This is a genomic window from Bacillus sp. FSL M7-1345 (assembly GCF_038006985.1).
GTDB classification, from domain to species: Bacteria; Bacillota; Bacilli; order Bacillales; family Bacillaceae_G; genus Bacillus_A; species Bacillus_A cereus_U.
The window spans coordinates 3001730-3020911 of record NZ_JBBOWG010000001.1; the positions used below are offsets into that span (position 1 = coordinate 3001730).

Sequence of the window (19182 nt, forward strand, 5' to 3'; positions counted from 1 at the left end):
GATGGAGAAATACGTTGGAAATAGACAAAATAAAGAAGATCCTAAGAAAACAAGCAACTATATTTCAAACAGGTGGAAAAAGACCCGATTTATCAATAAATGAAAGTTGGATTGGAAAGGTCCCCTATTCCTTACCAAATGAAACTTATCCAATCGACCGTTATCAAGACAAAATGTATGCGATCATGATGATTAATTTAACTCAGGTCCCTTTTGTTCCAGAAGCATTAAAAGATGTAAAAGCCATAGCAATATTTCTTTCTCCAAACTTTGATAAAAATTTATCCAACCTATCAGAAAATTTTTGTATTAGAGAATATGATTCGTTAGAGGAATTAGTATCGAATGACATGTCACTTACATTTCAAAATCTAAAACCTTTTCCGTTAATACCAAATTTAGTAACCGATGAATTTCCCCTATGGGATACAGATGATTTTCCTCACACAATCCAAGATAAAATTTTAGAACTTGAAGACACGACTAGAATGGAATACTACGATGATATTTTTGAAGAAAATCGTTACATACACAAATTAGGCGGTTATGCTAGCTTTGCGCAATCAGGTATCCAATGGCCTCCGGATTATGAATTTATTTTTCAATTAACAGAAGATCCAAAAGCACATTTAAAGATTATTCATGGCGGTGGAATTTTCTTTGCCAAAAATATGAAAACAAATGATTGGATCGCACATTGTGATTTTTTTTAGGAATATAATGTTAATTTTCACTAAATTTTTAAAAAGAGGTGATTATTATTGAAGAAATTTTTAATGCCGTTACGTATATAGCGTATTAAGTCTATTAATTTCAATGAAGCTAGTTTTATACTAGCTTTTTTATATAATAAATCACTCGTCATCTATACAGCTTATTACCTTCCTCCACTCTACCTCTGCATGATTTAATGCTTCATATGTAAACAAATCTTCACACACTTTTTCAATCATATGAGGATTGTTCTTAAGGAAATTCCACTGCAATACTTTAGGAAGAAAATATGTTTCATATTCTTTACTTCCCTTTATTACCTCATCAACTTCTCTTTCACAAATCCCTCTTATTAAATAATCATTTCTTAATTGTATTTGAATTTGTTGAAACGTTTCGCTGTATTTCTTCAATTGGACTAAACAATTAATATACGTACGCAAAAGTTCGTCATCACAATTGCAACACTTTATAATACGATCTATTTCATTCATAATGTACGAGCCTTTTCTTCTATTTGTAATAGCCATTTTTCACGCTTCTCTAGTTTACTCGTTTTCACAGATTGAAAAACTGACCGTTTTATATCGCGAATACCACAAAAACGTAAAACCCCTCGTTTCATCATAATCCAATCCGCTGATCGATATAATAGGGCCACATACCATAACGGTGAGTCTAACGTATTAATAACCCACGCCTTCTTTCCTTTCAATAACCCTTTCGGTAATGACCCCTCATATTTATAAGCAAATCCAGCTACAAAAATACGATCGATAAATCCTTTTAAAATAGCAGGCATGCCCCACCACCATATCGGATATATGAAAAGAAGAATATCCGCCGCTTTCACTAATTCTCTATATCGCTTCGTCTCTTCTTCATTTAGTAAATCACGTCTTTTCTTCTCTTCATTAAATACAAGCACTGGATCAAATTGTTCTTTATGTAAATCAAGTAGCGTAACAGAATGATTTGTTTCCCCAAGTCCTTTTTGCACATGCTCTAAAATTGCCCCGTTTAAGCTTGAAGGATTAGGATGAGCATATATAATTAGTACGTTCACTACAAAACAACTCCCTCTTTAGTTAATCTTTCCCCTTCTTTAACATCTTCTCTACAATTCGCACATTTTTCGAACTTTGTAACAAACGATTTAATACTGTTAGTAACTCTTCTTTTTCTAAACCGTTCAGTTTCTCTTTAACCGTACTCTCACCAGCACCTTGAATATCATACACAACCGCCGCCATATGTTTACAATAATTTTCGTACGGACACTCGCAGCTACTTTCTGCAAAATCTTCAAGATCAATAACTACTTCATAATTTCCTGCATTACCAGTCACAAAAGCAAATACTTTATTATCATGTACTTCAACATCTTCTACATGTCCCTCTTCATAATATTCATATCCTCTATCTATAATGTACTTTGGAATCCATTTCATTATATCTTTTAATAAGTACGCATACATCACAATACCTCTTCCTCTAATTCCCTTTTGACTTCCAAAATCCTGCATGTTATTCTAATAACTGTCAAGTAGCGAGTCTACGTGACAAAACGACTGACACCTATTCGGCGGAGGTGTCTCTTTTCATTTGCAGCCGATATGAAGTGCCTCTTTCAGGCACATTCAATCTTTGACACTACACACTCAACACCATTCCCTTGTATCAGGCTGCTTCAGCAGTCTTTTACTTTACATACTTCAAAAAAAAGAGAGCCTAGCTCCCTTTTCCCGCTTTATAAAATACCCCTTTTTCAGCATAGCGATATTCATCATCAGCTAAAGTAATTTTCCCATCCAGTTTGAGTTCATCTAATAGTCTTGATAAATAAAATTGATGTAACATTTTTTTAGTGAATTTTCCTTCATGATGCGAAACGATATGTTCTTGAATATCTAACAATGATATTGGCTTATCTTGCTCTATCATATATTCATAAACTGTACTACGCAGTTTTACGTATTTTTCGAGTGTCACAGTACTTCGCAACCCCTTTCTTCTTATTATATGTTTTCGTAATCGGTTTTTTTGCAACAAAAAAACCTCTCCGATAAGAAGAAGTTACGTATATCTTCGTCTTATCTCCCAGAACAAAAATGTTCTGCTGGAATTAGCACCTGCATCGCGGTTGCTGGGTTTCATCGGGCCAGTCCCTCCACCTCTCTGGATAAGAAAATATTCACTTTAAATTTAACTATACGTAATTTTATTATAATTGTCAAATAAATATAAAAAATCATATTTTCTTCTTTATTGTTCATACTACAAAAAGATGTACAAAAGGAGGCTACTACGTTGCAAAAGAATGCTCGTGGATACGTACAAGATTCTTTTCAATCATTACAAGAAGCAAAACATTGTTTAGAAGATGCATTACAAACTGTTGAAGAAGATTTTAATCGTGCACGTATTGAACAATCCCTTTACGCTGTAGAACAAGCATTACAAAGATGCGATTATACCGTTCATATTTTAGAACAAGAATGAAAACTTCCCATCAAAAGATGGGAAGTTTTTTTTCAAATGGCATACTTCATCATTATTACCGTTATGATTAAAAAATATACAGAATTAACAATTTCTAAAATCCCTACTTTTAATATAGAAATCTTTTTGCCATACAACATAATGGCCCGAATTACACTTGGTACAAATATGAGTGAACACCACGGATTTATAGTAAATACGATTACCGTTAATATAATATGATATCCCCAAGATATAAAACGATACTTCGGATTATTTTTTTCACGAATCATCGTTTTCACATAAAACGTACTTCCTAAAAAATATAGAAATGAAATAAGCGCAATGAATAATGCGGTTCTATCAATAAATTTCATTGAGAAATAATAACTTATCAAGCCACCTATACAAAACACAATAATCGCGCAAATATCATTTAGTAATGCTCGTTCATTTTTTTGACGAGCGTAATACATATTTACAATAAACAATGGAATCATTAATACTGCGAATAAAAGAATTCGCCATTCATATAATAAAGAAATCATCCCAAATACAAATGCAATGATAAAATAAACAATTGCAGCGTGTAGAAATTCTTTTTTTCGTCTTTGCCTTATGTACATGAGAAATGGATAAGTAGCTAAATAGATAAAGAACCAGGCTAAAAACAATGGGATATGATAAAAAGTAGGTTTACCAAGTAATACACTTAATAGAAATGGTATGACAAGCATCGCCCATGCTCCATGTTGCTTCGGAATAACTAACTTCATTAACTATACACCTCCCTCTTGAAAATAGTTCTCACCTACTATTATACAAATAATTTCATATAATAACGGATATATATTAGATCTATTTTCTGACAATAAAAAATGCTCCTTACACTATGTAAGAAGCATGAAAGAGGCAAACGAATATGTAAGTCGCGACCCTACCTTATATGAGTATGCTTTTCTATGTCACGTTATGCTCATCTAATATACCGTATTTCTTTTTAAATCTTGTGAGGATCGTAATCCATGACGTGCTAAATAACAGAAGGAAAATAACATTCGATATCGCATGACTCAGATCAAAGTAAAAACTTGCGACATAGTAGGAAATAACTGTTTCCCACGTTGCTTCTTGTATAAAACCAAGAAGACCCCACAAATTCATAATCCAGCCAAATAGAAATCCAACGGCAAATCCATATATGAGTCGTCCCCATAGTTTTTTCATCAAAAATGTATTTCGGAGTAATCCTGCTATAAAACCGATCATGCCCCAAGAGAACATTTGCCACGGAGTCCACGGACCTTGTCCTAAAAAAATGTTAGATACAATAGCCGCCGTTGCCCCAATCATAAAGCCAGTTTCACTCCCAAAAACAATTGCAGCAACGATAATGACAAAAGAAGTCGGTTGTACACTCGGTAAAATAGAAAATGGTACCCGGCTAACCGCTGCAATCGCCGCTAACACAGCAACGATAACAATTTCACGTGAAACAAACGCCTTCCTTTCAAAACGGACATAGAAAGGTAACATAATGATAGCTAATAAAAACAAACTACTTACCATGTAATACCCTTCCATAATAAGAGTCGTAAAGAGTAGTGTACATATTACAACGGCAAAAATAAATATTATAAATGCAACATATCGTTTGGACACGCTTCGTACACATCCTCCCACGTTAATGCAAATGGCAACTCTTTACGGATGAATCGATTAATAGATGTTGTATAAAAGAAGTTACCACTAAAGAACTCTTTCGGTGCATCATTCATAATGACTTTCCCGTCAAATAACATCATACATTGATCAACGTATTTCGCTGCAAACTCAATATCGTGCGTTGCCATTACAATTGTTGTACCTTCTTTTTGCAACTGTTTAAATAGCTCTCCTACTCTTTCCTTTTTCCATGGATCTAGTCCCTTTGTCGGCTCATCCAGTAATAATAACGTTGGCTTTGACAATAACGTTGTACATAATGCAAGTAGTTGCTGCTCTCCGCCGCTACAATCATGTGGATGGCGCTCTTTAAGTGAATCTAACCAGAACTTTTTCAACATTTCTTCTGCTATTACTTTTCCCTCTTCGCCATATAATTCACGCGCACGCTCATAAATCTCTTCCCATACTGTATCAAATGTAAAATGATAGTACGGATGTTGCGATACGTACCCTATACTTTTAAATCGTTCTTTCGAATCAATTTTATGTATCACTTTTCCATTCCACTTTACCTTACCTCTTCTAGCTTTTTGCAGTCCTGCTAAAATCGTTAACAATGTAGACTTCCCGGTTCCATTTTTCCCAACTAGAGCTGTCCATTTTCCCTTTTCGATGTTCACTGTTAAATCTCGTAAAATAAGCGGACTATTTTTTTCATATTGAAAAGATATATGTTCTGCACTTAAAATTACTTCTTGCTTTTCACATTGTTCTACTTGCCCATTCCTATATGATATCGCTGAAAAATCATTCATTTTCATTTGCGCTTCTCGCACTGTAAATGGAATCTCTTTCACATTCCACTCTAAAAACAATCTTGGAATTTGCGGAATGAATGGACGGAACTTTTCTACTTCCCACATGTTCGCTATAACCGTTTTAGGGCTACCATCATAAACGATTCGGCCCTTATCCATACAAACGACACGAGTCGCTAGCGACATCACCTCATCTAAACGATGTTCACTTAAAATAATCGTAATTCCAAGTTCTTCATTAATACGCTTTAACAATCCTAAAAACTCTTTCGCTGCAATCGGATCTAGTTGTGCTGTCGGTTCATCCAGTAATAGTAACTTCGGCTGCATGACTAATACCGCCGCTAAATTTACTAGTTGTTTTTGACCACCAGATAAAGTATGAACAGATTGATGTAACAAATCTTGAAATCCTAAAAAGCTAATGAGTTCCGCTATTCTTTGTTGAATAATATGTGATGGTAGCCCGATATTTTCTAAAGAGAATGCTAATTCTTGAATAACTGTATCCATTACGAGCTGATTTTCTGGATTTTGAAATACCATACCAATTTCTTGTGCAGATAATAAATCAGGTACTTCTTCTAATAAAGCACCACCATAATATGTATGTCCAGAACGCGTGCCAATTGGAAGTAACTCCTTTTTGAAATGCTTTAATAAAGTTGTCTTCCCAGAACCTGAACCACCAGCAAGTACTATAAATTCTCCTTTTTGAACAGAAAGAGAAATATGCTGTAACGCTTCTTCATTTTCATCAGCATATATAAATGATAAATTCTTTATTTCTGCATGCGCCACCATATCCATTCCCTTCCTTCCATTACAATAGGTAAACTAATAAACATCATAAATAGGAAAAACATCATTCCATCGTATTGCTTGAACAGTATTGATTCCACTTTCGGATAAATGATTAACTTTCCTCCGCCGTAATAACTAAATATGAATGAGGCTATAAATAGAATACTTAAATAACTTAGCGTGTACCAATCGCGTCTTTCCATTCTATATCGAATATAAGTCGTACGTTTCGTTACACCAAATCCGCGAGCTTGCATAGAATCTGCTGTTTGTAGTGCATCTTCTAACGAACAAACTAATAACACTTGCAGTAACTTCATCCCATTTCTTATACGCTCAATGAGTGAACCTGAATCTAATTGTACACCTTTCGTTTTTTGGACGAGTGTAATTTTCTTTAACCGCCTAATAAACAAAGGAACAAATCGCACTGTAATCATCGTTAACAATGCAACTTTCGGTGAAATTCTTGAAAACAAATATAAAAATTTATGACTCGAAATAATATCGTTATAAGAAGCAAACGTAAACATAATCGTAACTAATAATAGCCCCATAACAAGCCCAAACATAACTGCCTCAAGCTTAATCCGGCTATCTCCTAACCAAAATAACGTAGTCGCCCCTCTATGTGTTAATAAAGAATTAAATAAAATTACCATTAGAAAGAATACGATAGTACTAGGCAGCATGTTTCTTATTTTCTCGCCATTTCCTTGTACTATATTTAAGATTACTATTAGTATAATCGCTCCAATTAAAAAAAGAGGATGAAGACACATCATACATAGTATCATCACCCCAATATAATAGAAAAAATTCACAAAAGGATGTAAAGAAGAAAAGCTTATTTTCATAGTCCTTTACCGAAGGTCCTTTCTTATTTTAATACATACACCCATTCAATTGTATCTCCTGGTTTTACTGTAACTACACCAGCACTACGATTCGGAAATGCACCGTTCACACGGTATTTCCAACCACTTGTATCACTTATATCTTTTTCGTATAAATCATTAATCCCTTTTACGTAAACATCACCTTTAGATCCACTTGCATCAACATCTAATCCTGTACTATTTAGTACACTATATACAGTAGCACCTTCTTGTACATCAACCTTTTTCGCACCTAATAAGTACCCTTCATGTCCCTTTACCGAGATTGTAACTTGTTTTGCTTGCGGTTTCGGTGGTTCTGGCGTGCTAGGTGGCACTTGTTTCGATGGAGGTGGAGCCGGTTGTTGCCCTTTATTTGGATCTTCTTTTTGCTCCTGCTTCGGTGTTTCTTTCGGCTGATTAACAACCTTCGCTTCTTCTTTTACTTCTGGTGCTTTCTGCTGCTGAGGTTTCTCTTCTTGTACTTTTTGTTGTTCCGGTTGTTTATTTGCAGCAGGCTGTTCCTTTGGTTTCTCTTCCTTCTTTACTTCAGGTTGTTCCTGCACCTTTTCTTCTTTTTGTTTCTCTTCTACTTTTTGTTCTTGTTTATCTTTCTGCTCTTCTTGTGGTTTCTGTTCCGGTTTAGCTTGTGTCTCTTCCGGTTTCGGTACATCTTTTTGTTCTTCCTGTTTCGCTACTTCTTTTTGCTCTTCTTGCTTCGGTTCTGCCTTCTTCTCAGGTTTTACAGCCGTTTCTTCACATCCAACTAATAATCCCAATGAAAGAACTAAAGAAATGAACCATTTCATCTTACTCATGCTGCCCCTCACCTTTCATAATAAAGTGAAACTTTAATGAGTGGAGATTTTGTTCATCTCCACTCATTATTAGCCCTCACCTTTTATAATAAAATTAGGAGCAAATGATTGCTCCTAATTTTTGTTAAGCTGCTTTACGTCTCCATAATACATATGCAGAAGCGATACATAATACACCCATACCTACTTGTGGAGCTGCACTATGAGAAGATGCTCCTGTTTGTGGTAATTGATTCTTATTCTTATTTGTTTCTTTATTAACTCGTTCGTTATCTACAACAACTTTTAGATTTTCATCTTTTGGTTGTTTTTGTAACTCTTCTTGTTGTTTCGGTTGTTCTACAACTTCTTTTTCTTCTACAGTTGGTTCTGGTTCTACAATTGGTTTCGTATCGATTTCATTCTCTACTACATTTGACCAATCATAAATCGATTTTCCAAGCTCTTTAAACTGAAGTAAAGCTAAAAATGCTTGCTCTGTAGCCATTCCGCTACCCTTTTGATCACTTGGTAACCATTTGAACTCACCATTTGGAAGCTGATATGACATTAAATTTTGTACTGCTTTATTAAGACGATTGTGATCTACATCTTTAACTAGCGATAGTCCAATAATTGCTTGTGCAGTACTATTAGAATTCTCTTGTCCATCAGCAGCAAAACCACCATTACCTAACTGCTGCTTGTATAAGTAATCCACAGCTTTTTGAATAGCTGGCTTAACGTCTTGTTGTTCTTGATAAGGAGCTAATGCTGCTAATACCATACTTGTTACATCAACGTTACTAGCACTTTCTTTACTACTTGAACTATCATACGTCCAGCCACCGTCTGTATGCTGCGCCTGTAAAAGTGCTTGTACTAAAGTAGCTCGATTCCATTTCGCTTCAACTGGAACCTCATATTTCTTTGTATCTAATGCAAGTAATGTAAATGCGTATCCTGTAACGGAATTCACTTTATCTGATTCAAATAAATTTTGCACTAAATTTTGTCCCTCTACCTTTGTAGGATCTACGTTCATTGCATTCATCATAATAATCGTTCTAGCTAAATCTGTTGCTGAAAAACGATTTAAACGCTTCTTAACTTTTTCAGCTACTGGCTTAACATAGTTTATTTTCGTTTCAAGTGGAACATTTACACCTGAACGAGCAAGTCCAATCGCAACCCAATCACTACCAATTCCATCTTGTAACATCTTTTCTGACGTTTTAGAAATCGCTTCGTTTAATTGTGCGGCTGGGATTTCGATTTTCTCTTGCTTTGGTTGTTCTGTTGTTTTATCTTCTAGTTTTGGTTCTTCTGTTTTACCATCTGGTTTCGGTTCCTCTGTTTTACCATCTGGTTTTGGTTCCTCTGTTTTACCATCTGGTTTTTCTGGTTTCGGTTCCTCTGTCTTTGGCTCTTCTACAGTTTTACAAGTGCCAAATTTATCTAACGTTTGTTGCAATGTTTCTTGACTCATATTGCTCCAGTCTGCGATGTAACGAAATGCAACAACATCCCCAGACTCTAATTTATAACTATCCGCCCCAACTTCTGCAGATTTGTCATTTACATCATACAACCAACCGCTCGTTGCTCCGGCCATTAATCCATCGATGCCCTTTATATAAGTTCCAAATGACATACTTTCAGATGTTACTTTGTCACCCATGACTTTTTGTAGCAAACTAAAAGCTGTTTCTCCATCTTCAATGGAAACTTCTTTCGGACATAACATAATTCCTTTTTGTGATTCACCAATAATTGCAAGTTTCGCTGTCTTTCCTTCAGCAAACGTAATATGTACTGTATTCGAAAAAGAAACAAATACAAGTGCCACTGTCATTAATGATGTAAGCAGCCATTTCTTTAACATTGCCATCCCAAAATTCCCTCCCTTTACTAACATTCACACAAAAAAAGACCCTTTAAGGGTATGCGGTTGACACTCTCTTTTTGTAAGTGTCGAACAAAAATGTACAACACCTCCTACCCGCATTATTCGCGGCTATATTTGTATAGGAAAAATAATTTCGTTTATGAACGCACCATTGTGATAACATTCACTTTTCTAGGCAAAATTTACTCCCTTTTCAAGTTATCCCGCATTAACGAGCAGTAAAACCCCCGCCTCAAATTCAGCGAAAGCAAAGAAGTTAGGTGGGGATCAACTGCCCGTAAATGCCCGATTGGTGAAGGCTAATAATCAGTGGGGATGAACAAAATCCCCACTGATTAAAGTTTCACTTTATCGTAAAACGATAAACCTATACATTCTGCAAATTTTGATTTTCTGTATTATTTTACTATTGACAAAGAATTTTGTCCATGCTTTATCGGATTTATTTTCTAAGAATAATAGCTTAATAGCCTTCCATTAATAGAAGTCATCCCTCACTATGTAAGCTTTTATCACTAACAATAATTCCATCTTCATCTACATAAACATATTCATTCGGTTTCCATTCAACTTCACCAAATTGCAATGGAATATTTTTTTCTCCTTTTCCTTCTTTTACACTTCTATTTGGCATCGTCCCCAATGCTAAAATACCTATATTAATATTTTTTAGCTCCATAGAATCACGAACATATCCATTTACAATAATTCCTGCTAAGTTTCTTTCTTCCGCAATAGCTGCTAAATTATCACCAAGTAACGCACAATTTTTAGAAGCTCCACCATCAACCACTAATACCGTTCCTTCTGGCAGTGTTTGTAACCCCTCTTTTACTAGTACATTATCATCCTTCACTTTTACTGTTGCGATTTTCCCATAGAATTGTTCTTTCTTTCCATAAGATTGAAAAGACTGGCGACATATTTGTAATTCTTGTTCAAATTCATCACATAGATCGGTAGTTTTCCACATCTCTTTCCCTCTTTTCCTTTTATATTACATATTCTTGGATTTTTTTCGTTTCCCTGTCTAATGTTGCAATAATTTGTATGTGCGGTGAAAGTCATATATAAATGAAGTAAAATAAAGCTTACCACTTGAAACTATTGCTTTAAGTAAAAAGCTTTATTATAATCTATTGCACTCCTATGAAAAACATTTATTCTAGCATAAACATAAGAAGGGATGGATCATAATGATCCATCCCTTCTGTCAAAGTATAATGTCACTAAAAATTCTTTAAAAATCTTAGTTCCAAATTTTATTTACCCATTCAGGATGATCAATAAAAGGATTACGATTATGTTGATATTTTGTAAAAATCACTTCATTACGCTTTCGCTCTAAATCATCGACAGGGTCTTGTTCATTCCATTTTAGTAAAACAGATAGTTTCCCCATGTATGGATCTTTGTTGTTATTCACCTTTTCATTTAGTTCTAAGTCTATTTCGCCGTTGTCTCCTTCGTAACGAACAGCCATGTAAAACAGCATTCTAGCGATATCTCCTTTTACACTATCACGAGGTTCCCAAGAATCACTATCATATTTACATTCTGTCGCTTCCGAATGATTCATACCACCATTATCAAAATCCAGATTTCCACGTGAACTATTTACAGACACATCTGTCGCTCTTAAATGATGCAGATCTGTTCCTGGTCCTGCAGCCGTTCCAAAATCACCGTGTGATTTTGCCCAAACATGCTCTCGGTTCCAGTTATCAACTCCTGAACCATTCGTAAATTTCTCTTGCGAACGCCCAGTATATAAGAGCAACACATTATTTTTATTATTTGGATCTTCATCAGTATCTCTTAGCGCTTCCCAAACCGCACTGTATGATATCTTTGTATGATTATCAATAACATTATGAAGTTCCTTCTTTAATTCTAAACCCGTTTTTCCTATAGCGTTATTATAATATGTATCGTCATAGTTTTTTACAGTAATCTCTTGTGCTGAAAACGTATCTACTTGTGGAGATGCAGAAACTACTTCACCATGTATGATATCTGTGAATGATAGAGATGCAGAACCTAAAATAAAAAATGAAGATAGTGTAACCATAGCAAGTTTTGTGTTTCGGAACTTCATATACCCATTTCCCCTTTAAAATATAATTTGAATTGATTAATCAAAAAAGCCTATGTACATAGTTTCTTTTTCATACTGTTCTCCTAAATTTTAGTTTCTTCAATTACATAAACAATTTTTATTTTCACAAAGAATATTCTTCTCTAGTAAAGACTATTAAAATATTCTCTTACAGTAAAAAGTAGTTTAATGATAACTTATAAACTTCAATTTTTTTATGCAATTATACATATTTATTGAATAGTTCATAAAAAAAATTTACATAAAAAAGCTCATTTCTTATCTTTTCAAATAAGAAACAAGCTTTTCTTTTCCAACTACTAATCCTAATATAGGTCTATCTGTCTCGAAAACTTTTGAAGTTACTTGATGTTTATGTTGAGAATAGAACTACCTTTATTTACTTATTTATTTGGCATCGAATCTATATACTTTTTAACTACTTCATATACATATTCTTGATTTGCCGCTGCTGTATTCGGGTTGTATTTTCCGCCGTTTGTTTTATTGTTAGATAATACTCGAATTCCTAAGAATGGTACGTCATAAGCTTTTGCGATTTGCGCTGCTGCAGCGCCTTCCATTTCTTCTACAGATGTACCGTATTTTGTATGGAACCACTTAATTCGATCAACTTCATTATTCCAAACGTCTGCTGAACCTATAGTACCTTCTACCACTTTACCTTTTGTATACTTGTCTTTTACTGCATTAGCTGCTGCAAGTAAATCCTTATCTCCCTCGTAGTATCGGATTTTCTCAGCATTTGGATCTTCTCCTGCACTTCCTTCAGAAGCCATTAAATCCATAGATATCCATTTTGCCGGCTCAATTCCTTGGTTCTCATCCATATTTGTTGTTTTTAATGAACCTATATTCGCGACTTTTTTTCCTAAAACAATATCAAATACGTTTAAATTAGGATCATGCCCGCCTGATGTTCCTTGGTTAATAATCGCTATAGGCTTATATTTTTCAATAGCCACTGCTGTAGCGGCTGCTGTATTTTCCATTCCTTTACCTGTTTTCGCAACGATTACAGGATAATTGTCTACAGTACCTTTATAAAATACAAAAGTTCCAGATTTTTCTTCTTTCACATTTTTTAACCTTTTTGCAAATTTTTCAGCTTCTATTGGCATTGGGCCTTGAATTAAGATAGGATTTTGAGTACTTTTCGCCTCTGCTGCTTGTTTTGGACTAGCATTACATCCTGCAAGTATTGAGAATGATAATGCGATAGTAGTTGCTAGAGCACCATATTTTTTCAACAGGTTTTTCTTCATAAATAATCTCTCCTCTTTCTCTTGTTGTTTTCTATACTCGATGTTTTGGTCCAAAGAAAAAAGCTCTAGAAATTGTAGAAGAATCTCTACTTTCTAGAACTACGGTAGTCAAAGTTAATTAAGCAAAAGATGAGACCATTGCTAAATTATAGATCGGTAGCGGCTCAATACAGAAAGCGACCGAATACTTTAACCCGTAGTCCAGTTCTTTCATTGGGAACTAGGTAGAAACGCTCGGACCATATTACCGAGTATATACGAGTGATGTTATTTAAAATTATTATATTGTTAATATAACAAACTATTTGTGAATACACAACAAAAATATGAACATTTTTATTTAAATGGATTAAAATGTTCGTTTTTTTAAAGCACAACAGATGAAATACATTGTTTTTAAATGGATTGACCCGTTAAAACCCAAAATTCATATACTGAACTAGAATTAGTTCAGTATATGAATTTCAATGAGTTCTCTTTGAAGTTATATAAAGGTATATTTATCTTTCCCCTTCAGTACACGTTACTTTAAAAATAATGAAGTTGTTCAATTTTAGAGGTTCAAGTAGAAAAATCCCACAACATATTATAAATATGCTGTGGGATTGATATTAAAGTATTCTTTAGAAATTAAGCCTTAATAAAGATTGTATTTCAAATTCACTGGTTTACTAGCACTTTTGTTTTCAAATATGTAAGGATCCTATATCCCTTTAAATTTCACTATTTATTTCGTTACTTCTCCAAATTGCGCTCTCGTCACTTTCATCAAATCTTCAACTTTAAGCTCAATTTGCACGCCGATTTTCCCTCCGCTTACAATGATCGTTTCAAGTGATTGGGCACTCCCATCAATACATGTAGAAAGTAACTTCTTCATCCCTACTGGTGAACAACCACCGCGAATATACCCTGAAACTTTCGTAATATCTTTAACAGGAATCATTTCAATCTTTTTTTCACCGACTGCTTTTGCGGCTGCTTTTAAATTGAGTTCCTCATCTACTGGGATAATGAACACATGATAATCTTTACTATTCCCTTGAGCGACAAGTGTTTTATATACTTCTCTCACTTCTCTACCAATTTTCCCCGCAACTGATACGCCATCAATTTTCCCATCGTCTGGATCATATGACATCATCGAATATTCAATTTTTTCTTTATCTAATATTCGCATCGCATTTGTTTTATCTTTTTTCATGAGGCTCTCCTTTTAATACATAGAAATTTATTTCACATCATTAATTTTCCTTTTATTATACACCTTTTTCAAATTCTCCTACAAAACTTCACATATTGTTCAATTTAAAGTAAAACTTTAATTATTAGGTTTTGACTCTAAACATCCTCAACTTAAAGGTACTAAGAGAGAAAAAAGAAAACCGACTCTCACCTTCAAATAAAAGGCTTGATGTCGGTTTTACATTTAACGTCCAAACTCCTTATTAAATATTTTATCCCTCCCCTCAATAACCTCCGGACCTACTGCATTGATAGCAGTTACTAAAATATGCTCTCCTCCAATAGGTCCACCGACCCTCGTTTCAAATCCATAAGTCCCACCAGCATGCCCCCAATATGATTGTCCGTCCGGTGTTTTTTCTTCATAAATTCCTAGTCCAACCTTACCTATAGGTGAATCTACTGTTGTGAACATCTGATCCATTAGCTCTTGATTTAGAAGCTTTCCGCCCAACAGTGCACTAAGGAAGGTAGTCAAATCTTTCGCTGTTGAAACCATATCTCCAGCTGCATTCGCCCATGACTGATTTATTTCTGTCAAATCATACAAACGACCCGATCTATCCATATTATACCCATTAGCATGTTCACCCGGTATATGCGAACTTACTTCCATTACAAATGTCTCTTTTAACCCTAACGGTTCAATAAATCTTTTTCTAATTTGCTCGGCATACGTATCTCCTGTTACCTTTTGAATAATCTTCCCCGCTATAACAGTATTTGTGTTCGAATAGTCCCATCCCTCCCCCGGCGCAAATACAGGTGGCTTTGCAAGTGCTAAACTGATAAGTTCATCGGTACTATAGTAACGAAATGGGTTTTGGGGCAGTGTAAAATCTCGCATATCCTTATCTATATTGGTTGCAATTCCACTTGTATGATTCAACAACTGACGAATTGTAATTTTATTCCCATCATATCCGTTACCCTGTACGACTCCTGGCAACCATTTTTCGACTGAATCATCAAGGTTTAATTGTTTCTCTTCAGCTAGTTGTAGTACAACAGACGCTGTGAATGTCTTCGTTATACTTCCGATACGGAATGAAAAATTCGGCTCTACAGGTTGTGGTACCTCATAACTAGCTGTTCCTGTAGCATACGACCAGTTCTTTCCGTCCTTTAATCCGCCGGCTATAACACTTGGAATTTTTTTATTCGTTATTACTTGATCTATTACGTTTTTCACTTCTTCTCGATGTTTACTTTTCTTTTCCTTATCTACGGGGTCCTTTTTAGATTTTGCCGCAAATTCTGAAGCTAAAATATTGTTAATCTGTTTTTCTGCTCCTAATACATTAATGTTTATCGAGATAACATGTTGACCAGCTTCCGTTCCACCAGCAAAGTTAGTAAAACCAGGAATACCACCACCATGTCCCCATACTTCAGTACCGTCTGGCAATTTTGTTGCGTGAATGCCAAGCCCATACTTTCCTAATGGGGTATCAACTGTGTTAGTCACCATCTCCTTCTGCATTTCCGGTGTCAGTAATTTACCACCTAATAAGGCACGGAAGAACGTTGTCATATCTTCTCCTGTCGAAATCATTTCGCCACTAGCATTAGCAAATGATGGATTAAACAAAGTAATATCTACTAATTTATCTCCCGTATTCAAGTAGCCACGTGCATTTTTTTTCGGAATATCCATTGAGCTTCCAGGAAGGACCGTTTCTTTTAAACTAAGAGGTTCAATAATTCGTTTTTTTATCTGCTCGGCATACGATTCCCCTGTTACCTTCTGAATAATTAATCCTACAATAACCATATTCGTATTCGAGTATGACCAGCCTTTTACTGATTCTAATTGTAAAGCACGAGAAATTAATTGTTCCGCTGTATAATTCTCACTTGGATTCTCTATTAATTTCTCTTTAAGATCTGGAGTCAAATAATCTGCAATTCCGCTTGTATGATTTAATAGTTGGCGAATCGTAATTTTATTACCATCATAGCCGTTTCCATTTATAAGTCCCGGCAACCATTTCTCTACCGTATCATCAAGACTTAATTTCTTCTCTCCCGCAAGCTGCAGTACTACTGTAGTCACAAAGGTCTTTGTTGTGCTCCCGATTCTAAAAGCAGAATCAGCATCCACTTTATGATTTCTCTCAATATTCCCTTCACCTGAAGCATATGACCAACTTGCCTCTCCATTTTTCACAGTAACAATGACCCCTGGAATATTTTTCGTATCGGCAGCTTTATCGACAGCTTGCTCGGTTGATGTCTTTTTATTCACCGCTTGTATGTTTCCATAAGAAGGTATTGCTAGCGCTCCAACCAATATAGTTGCTGTTAAGGTAAGTGCAGTTCCTTTTTTAATGATGAATGATTTCATAATGCATCGCTCCTATTATTTTGAATTTTTCTATTGCTTCACACACTCACCTTAACTTCAATATTGTTAAATAACATAGTGACAAAACGCTTTAATTTACTCGTTACACTATGTGGAACTCTGTCACATAAAACATGTGACAAACTGTCAACTGCTTCATATGACATGCTTTGTTGTCTGTCTTTCTATTGACGATTTAAAAGATATGTTACATGATGAATCTGAATCATTAGATAATTAATCTTAAAATATAAGTAGGTGCTTAATTTATGTTCTCATTCACAAAAAAATGGATTTGGTATGACTGGATATTTGTGCTCATACGAACAGTTTGGCTAATTGTTATCATCGGTACTAATTTTATGTTTCCATCATTCATTCATACGTCAAGTATAATCGTACTTGCTCTCGCTTTTGTCGTTTACCTTGTACCATTAATTATTCGATATAAGAAAACAGAATGGTACCCTGCATTCGATATTATCACCGCAGGTTGTTTTTATCTTTATTTAGCATCCGTAGCCCCAAATTTACTTTGGCCTTTCATTTTACTCGTAATCACTATTGGCCTATGTAGTAATCAAAATAATTATATATGGAGCGGTATTTTTTGTGGATTTGTATTCCCATTATTGAACGCCTTGATTGCCGGGCGGTCGCCATACGAAATGATTGTTAGTTGTAGTATCGGTTTTGCCATTGGCGTTTCTTTTAATATATTAATTCAGTATCATAAACAATCTCGAATTATTGAAGAGCAAAAACTACTATTAGAACAACATATTAAAAGGATTGAAGAGCTTACTCTAATAGAAGAGCGTAATCGATTGTCACATGAGCTACATGACACAATTGGTCATACCCTTACTTCTCTCATCGCTGGCGTCACATCACTAAAATCATCAGTACCGAATTCACAGTTTGAAAGAATTGATTCACTTATCAGCATTGCTCAGCATAGTCTAGATGACATTCGAAAGCATCTACACGAGCTATCTCATAATCCACTTAGTAATTCATTAAGTGAATCACTGCAACAATTAACAGAAGAATTTATAAAATCTACAGGTACAACCGTTACATTTCGTACGATTGGCAATGAAACTCTTGTGATGCAAAAAGTGAATTTTTGCCTATATCGTTGTCTTCAGGAGTCGTTAACAAACGCTGTTCGGCATGGTAAAGCAAGCACCATATCCGTTCAACTGCATTTCGATGGACAACAGCTTCGATTACAAATTGAAGATAACGGTATTGGAATGGAAGAAATTCAATTTGGCTTTGGACTCAGTGGAATGAAGGAGCGACTTGAACAATTTCACGGTACATTATCGGTTCATTCTAGTGCTGAGCAAGGAACATTCATCGTTTGTAATATTCCATTACAAACAGAGCTTGTACATAACATAATTCGCTTATTGGTCGTTGATGATCAGGAACTTATTACAAATAGTTTAGAGCAAATTTTAGAGCATCACACTGATTTTACTGTTGTTGGTAAAGCACACGATGGAGCTGAAGCTGTAAAACTATGTGAACAATTACGGCCTGGCATTGTACTAATGGACATTCAAATGCCAGAAATGAATGGTATTGAAGCTTTACTAGAAATGAAGCGACGTTGGCCTAATATGAAAATTGTTCTTATGACAACATTTGAAGATTCCTTACAAGCAGCAACTGCACTAGAGCATGGAGCTGAAGGTTACATGTTGAAGTCTATTCATCCACAAGAAATGAAGGAAGCCTTGAAGCTTATTTATAATGGTGGGACTTGGATCGATCAATCGGTTGCTACACGAGTTTTCGAGGAAATGAAACTTCAGCGTGAGCAATTAGATAAAATCAAATTAACTAAACAAACTTCTCCGTATGGACTTACAAAACGCGAAATGGAAATTTTAGAACATCTATCAAAAGGATTACGCTATAAATCTATTGCTGCTAAGCTATTTTTATCTGAAGGAACGATCCGTAATTACTGTTCAAATCTCTATTCAAAGCTAGGTGTCAGCAATCGTGAAGAAGCGGTAAAAATGGCACGAACAGAAGATATCTTGTAGCTACTGTGGAATTAATAGGCTTCCCTTCAAAACTGAAAACATTGATTTTTCAAAATTCATCTGATATAATTTTG

The 19182-nt window shown here is 35.0% G+C and carries 18 protein-coding genes and 2 riboswitches; of the genes, 3 read left to right on the forward strand and 15 right to left on the reverse strand.

Going from position 1 to position 19182, the window contains the following annotated elements:
* Nucleotides 1-14: 14 nt before the first annotated feature.
* Nucleotides 15-713: a DUF1963 domain-containing protein gene (locus MHB76_RS15665; protein WP_016105481.1), complete on the forward strand. Its 699-nt coding sequence runs from the start codon at nucleotides 15-17 to the stop codon at nucleotides 711-713.
* A 141-nt stretch (nucleotides 714-854) separates the two neighbouring features.
* On the opposite strand, the gene MHB76_RS15670 is transcribed toward MHB76_RS15665, so the two are convergent.
* The 4 genes from MHB76_RS15670 to MHB76_RS15685 form a co-directional block, all read right to left on the reverse strand.
* On the reverse strand, nucleotides 855-1208 hold the full coding sequence (locus MHB76_RS15670; RefSeq protein ID WP_016105482.1) for a hypothetical protein: 354 nt from the start codon (nucleotides 1206-1208) through the stop codon (nucleotides 855-857).
* Nucleotides 1205-1780, reverse strand: a complete 576-nt coding sequence (locus MHB76_RS15675) for an NAD(P)H-dependent oxidoreductase (RefSeq protein ID WP_002161107.1) — start codon at nucleotides 1778-1780, stop codon at nucleotides 1205-1207. The genes MHB76_RS15670 and MHB76_RS15675 overlap by 4 nt, the downstream gene beginning before the upstream one ends.
* A 22-nt stretch (nucleotides 1781-1802) precedes the next feature.
* Nucleotides 1803-2192, reverse strand: a complete 390-nt coding sequence (locus tag MHB76_RS15680; RefSeq protein WP_078174477.1) for an SWIM zinc finger family protein — start codon at nucleotides 2190-2192, stop codon at nucleotides 1803-1805.
* Nucleotides 2193-2445: 253 nt separating this feature from the next.
* The gene (locus tag MHB76_RS15685; RefSeq protein ID WP_002110869.1) at nucleotides 2446-2766 is read right to left on the reverse strand and encodes a hypothetical protein; all 321 of its coding nucleotides are present in this window, start codon (nucleotides 2764-2766) and stop codon (nucleotides 2446-2448) included.
* A 38-nt stretch (nucleotides 2767-2804) separates the two neighbouring features.
* Nucleotides 2805-2903: riboswitch (SAM riboswitch) on the reverse strand.
* Between the two features lie 121 nt (nucleotides 2904-3024).
* Here MHB76_RS15685 and MHB76_RS15690 point away from each other — a divergent pair.
* Nucleotides 3025-3216 (forward strand): hypothetical protein, encoded by a 192-nt coding sequence (locus MHB76_RS15690; RefSeq protein ID WP_002110871.1) that lies wholly within the window; start codon nucleotides 3025-3027, stop codon nucleotides 3214-3216.
* Nucleotides 3217-3248: 32 nt separating this feature from the next.
* On the opposite strand, the gene MHB76_RS15695 is transcribed toward MHB76_RS15690, so the two are convergent.
* From MHB76_RS15695 to MHB76_RS15745, 11 genes are all read right to left on the reverse strand, one after another.
* Nucleotides 3249-3971, reverse strand: coding sequence for a YwiC-like family protein (locus tag MHB76_RS15695; protein ID WP_002110872.1), 723 nt, complete (start codon nucleotides 3969-3971; stop codon nucleotides 3249-3251).
* Between the two features lie 184 nt (nucleotides 3972-4155).
* The gene (locus tag MHB76_RS15700) at nucleotides 4156-4857 is read right to left on the reverse strand and encodes an ECF transporter S component (protein ID WP_078174478.1); all 702 of its coding nucleotides are present in this window, start codon (nucleotides 4855-4857) and stop codon (nucleotides 4156-4158) included.
* Nucleotides 4830-6491, reverse strand: a complete 1662-nt coding sequence (locus MHB76_RS15705) for an ABC transporter ATP-binding protein (RefSeq protein ID WP_078174479.1) — start codon at nucleotides 6489-6491, stop codon at nucleotides 4830-4832. The genes MHB76_RS15700 and MHB76_RS15705 overlap by 28 nt, the downstream gene beginning before the upstream one ends.
* Nucleotides 6464-7342, reverse strand: a complete 879-nt coding sequence (locus tag MHB76_RS15710; RefSeq protein ID WP_078174480.1) for an energy-coupling factor transporter transmembrane component T — start codon at nucleotides 7340-7342, stop codon at nucleotides 6464-6466. Before MHB76_RS15710 ends, MHB76_RS15705 begins: the two co-directional genes overlap by 28 nt.
* Nucleotides 7343-7365: 23 nt before the next feature.
* Nucleotides 7366-8181: a DUF4430 domain-containing protein gene (locus MHB76_RS15715; protein WP_078174481.1), complete on the reverse strand. Its 816-nt coding sequence runs from the start codon at nucleotides 8179-8181 to the stop codon at nucleotides 7366-7368.
* Nucleotides 8182-8305: 124 nt separating this feature from the next.
* On the reverse strand, nucleotides 8306-10051 hold the full coding sequence (locus MHB76_RS15720) for a DUF4430 domain-containing protein (RefSeq protein ID WP_254866018.1): 1746 nt from the start codon (nucleotides 10049-10051) through the stop codon (nucleotides 8306-8308).
* Between the two features lie 505 nt (nucleotides 10052-10556).
* Nucleotides 10557-11042 carry a ribonuclease E activity regulator RraA gene (gene rraA, locus MHB76_RS15725; RefSeq protein ID WP_078174483.1) on the reverse strand — a complete coding sequence of 162 codons (486 nt, stop codon included), beginning with the start codon at nucleotides 11040-11042 and terminating at the stop codon, nucleotides 10557-10559.
* A 276-nt stretch (nucleotides 11043-11318) separates the two neighbouring features.
* Entirely contained in the window at nucleotides 11319-12167 is an 849-nt protein-coding gene (locus MHB76_RS15730; protein ID WP_078174484.1) for an endonuclease I family protein, read from the reverse strand.
* Between the two features lie 404 nt (nucleotides 12168-12571).
* Nucleotides 12572-13453: a 5'-methylthioadenosine/S-adenosylhomocysteine nucleosidase gene (locus tag MHB76_RS15735; protein ID WP_078174485.1), complete on the reverse strand. Its 882-nt coding sequence runs from the start codon at nucleotides 13451-13453 to the stop codon at nucleotides 12572-12574.
* A gap of 177 nt (nucleotides 13454-13630) precedes the next feature.
* Nucleotides 13631-13734, reverse strand: a riboswitch (purine riboswitch).
* A gap of 446 nt (nucleotides 13735-14180) precedes the next feature.
* Entirely contained in the window at nucleotides 14181-14657 is a 477-nt protein-coding gene (gene ybaK / locus MHB76_RS15740; protein WP_078174486.1) for a Cys-tRNA(Pro) deacylase, read from the reverse strand.
* 225 nt (nucleotides 14658-14882) lie between these two features.
* On the reverse strand, nucleotides 14883-17045 hold the full coding sequence (locus MHB76_RS15745; RefSeq protein WP_340987085.1) for a serine hydrolase domain-containing protein: 2163 nt from the start codon (nucleotides 17043-17045) through the stop codon (nucleotides 14883-14885).
* 269 nt (nucleotides 17046-17314) lie between these two features.
* Between MHB76_RS15745 and MHB76_RS15750 the strand changes: the two genes are divergently transcribed.
* Complete coding sequence (locus tag MHB76_RS15750) at nucleotides 17315-19108, forward strand: helix-turn-helix transcriptional regulator (RefSeq protein WP_078174488.1); 1794 nt, start codon at nucleotides 17315-17317, stop codon at nucleotides 19106-19108.
* The last annotated feature ends 74 nt before the right edge of the window (nucleotides 19109-19182 follow it).

Bases quoted from the DNA above. Each gene is read 5' to 3' on its own strand.
- MHB76_RS15735 (WP_078174485.1), bottom strand. From the start codon at position 13,453: ATGAAGAAAAACCTGTTGAAAAAATATGGTGCTCTAGCAACTACTATC.
- MHB76_RS15715 (WP_078174481.1), bottom strand. From the start codon at position 8,181: ATGAGTAAGATGAAATGGTTCATTTCTTTAGTTCTTTCATTGGGATTA.
- MHB76_RS15730 (WP_078174484.1), bottom strand. From the start codon at position 12,167: ATGAAGTTCCGAAACACAAAACTTGCTATGGTTACACTATCTTCATTT.
- MHB76_RS15670 (WP_016105482.1), bottom strand. From the start codon at position 1,208: ATGAATGAAATAGATCGTATTATAAAGTGTTGCAATTGTGATGACGAA.
- MHB76_RS15710 (WP_078174480.1), bottom strand. From the start codon at position 7,342: ATGAAAATAAGCTTTTCTTCTTTACATCCTTTTGTGAATTTTTTCTAT.
- MHB76_RS15705 (WP_078174479.1), bottom strand. From the start codon at position 6,491: ATGGATATGGTGGCGCATGCAGAAATAAAGAATTTATCATTTATATAT.
- MHB76_RS15680 (WP_078174477.1), bottom strand. From the start codon at position 2,192: ATGTATGCGTACTTATTAAAAGATATAATGAAATGGATTCCAAAGTAC.
- MHB76_RS15750 (WP_078174488.1), top strand. From the start codon at position 17,315: ATGTTCTCATTCACAAAAAAATGGATTTGGTATGACTGGATATTTGTG.
- ybaK (WP_078174486.1), bottom strand. From the start codon at position 14,657: ATGAAAAAAGATAAAACAAATGCGATGCGAATATTAGATAAAGAAAAA.
- MHB76_RS15720 (WP_254866018.1), bottom strand. From the start codon at position 10,051: ATGGCAATGTTAAAGAAATGGCTGCTTACATCATTAATGACAGTGGCA.
- MHB76_RS15695 (WP_002110872.1), bottom strand. From the start codon at position 3,971: ATGAAGTTAGTTATTCCGAAGCAACATGGAGCATGGGCGATGCTTGTC.
- rraA (WP_078174483.1), bottom strand. From the start codon at position 11,042: ATGTGGAAAACTACCGATCTATGTGATGAATTTGAACAAGAATTACAA.
- MHB76_RS15745 (WP_340987085.1), bottom strand. From the start codon at position 17,045: ATGAAATCATTCATCATTAAAAAAGGAACTGCACTTACCTTAACAGCA.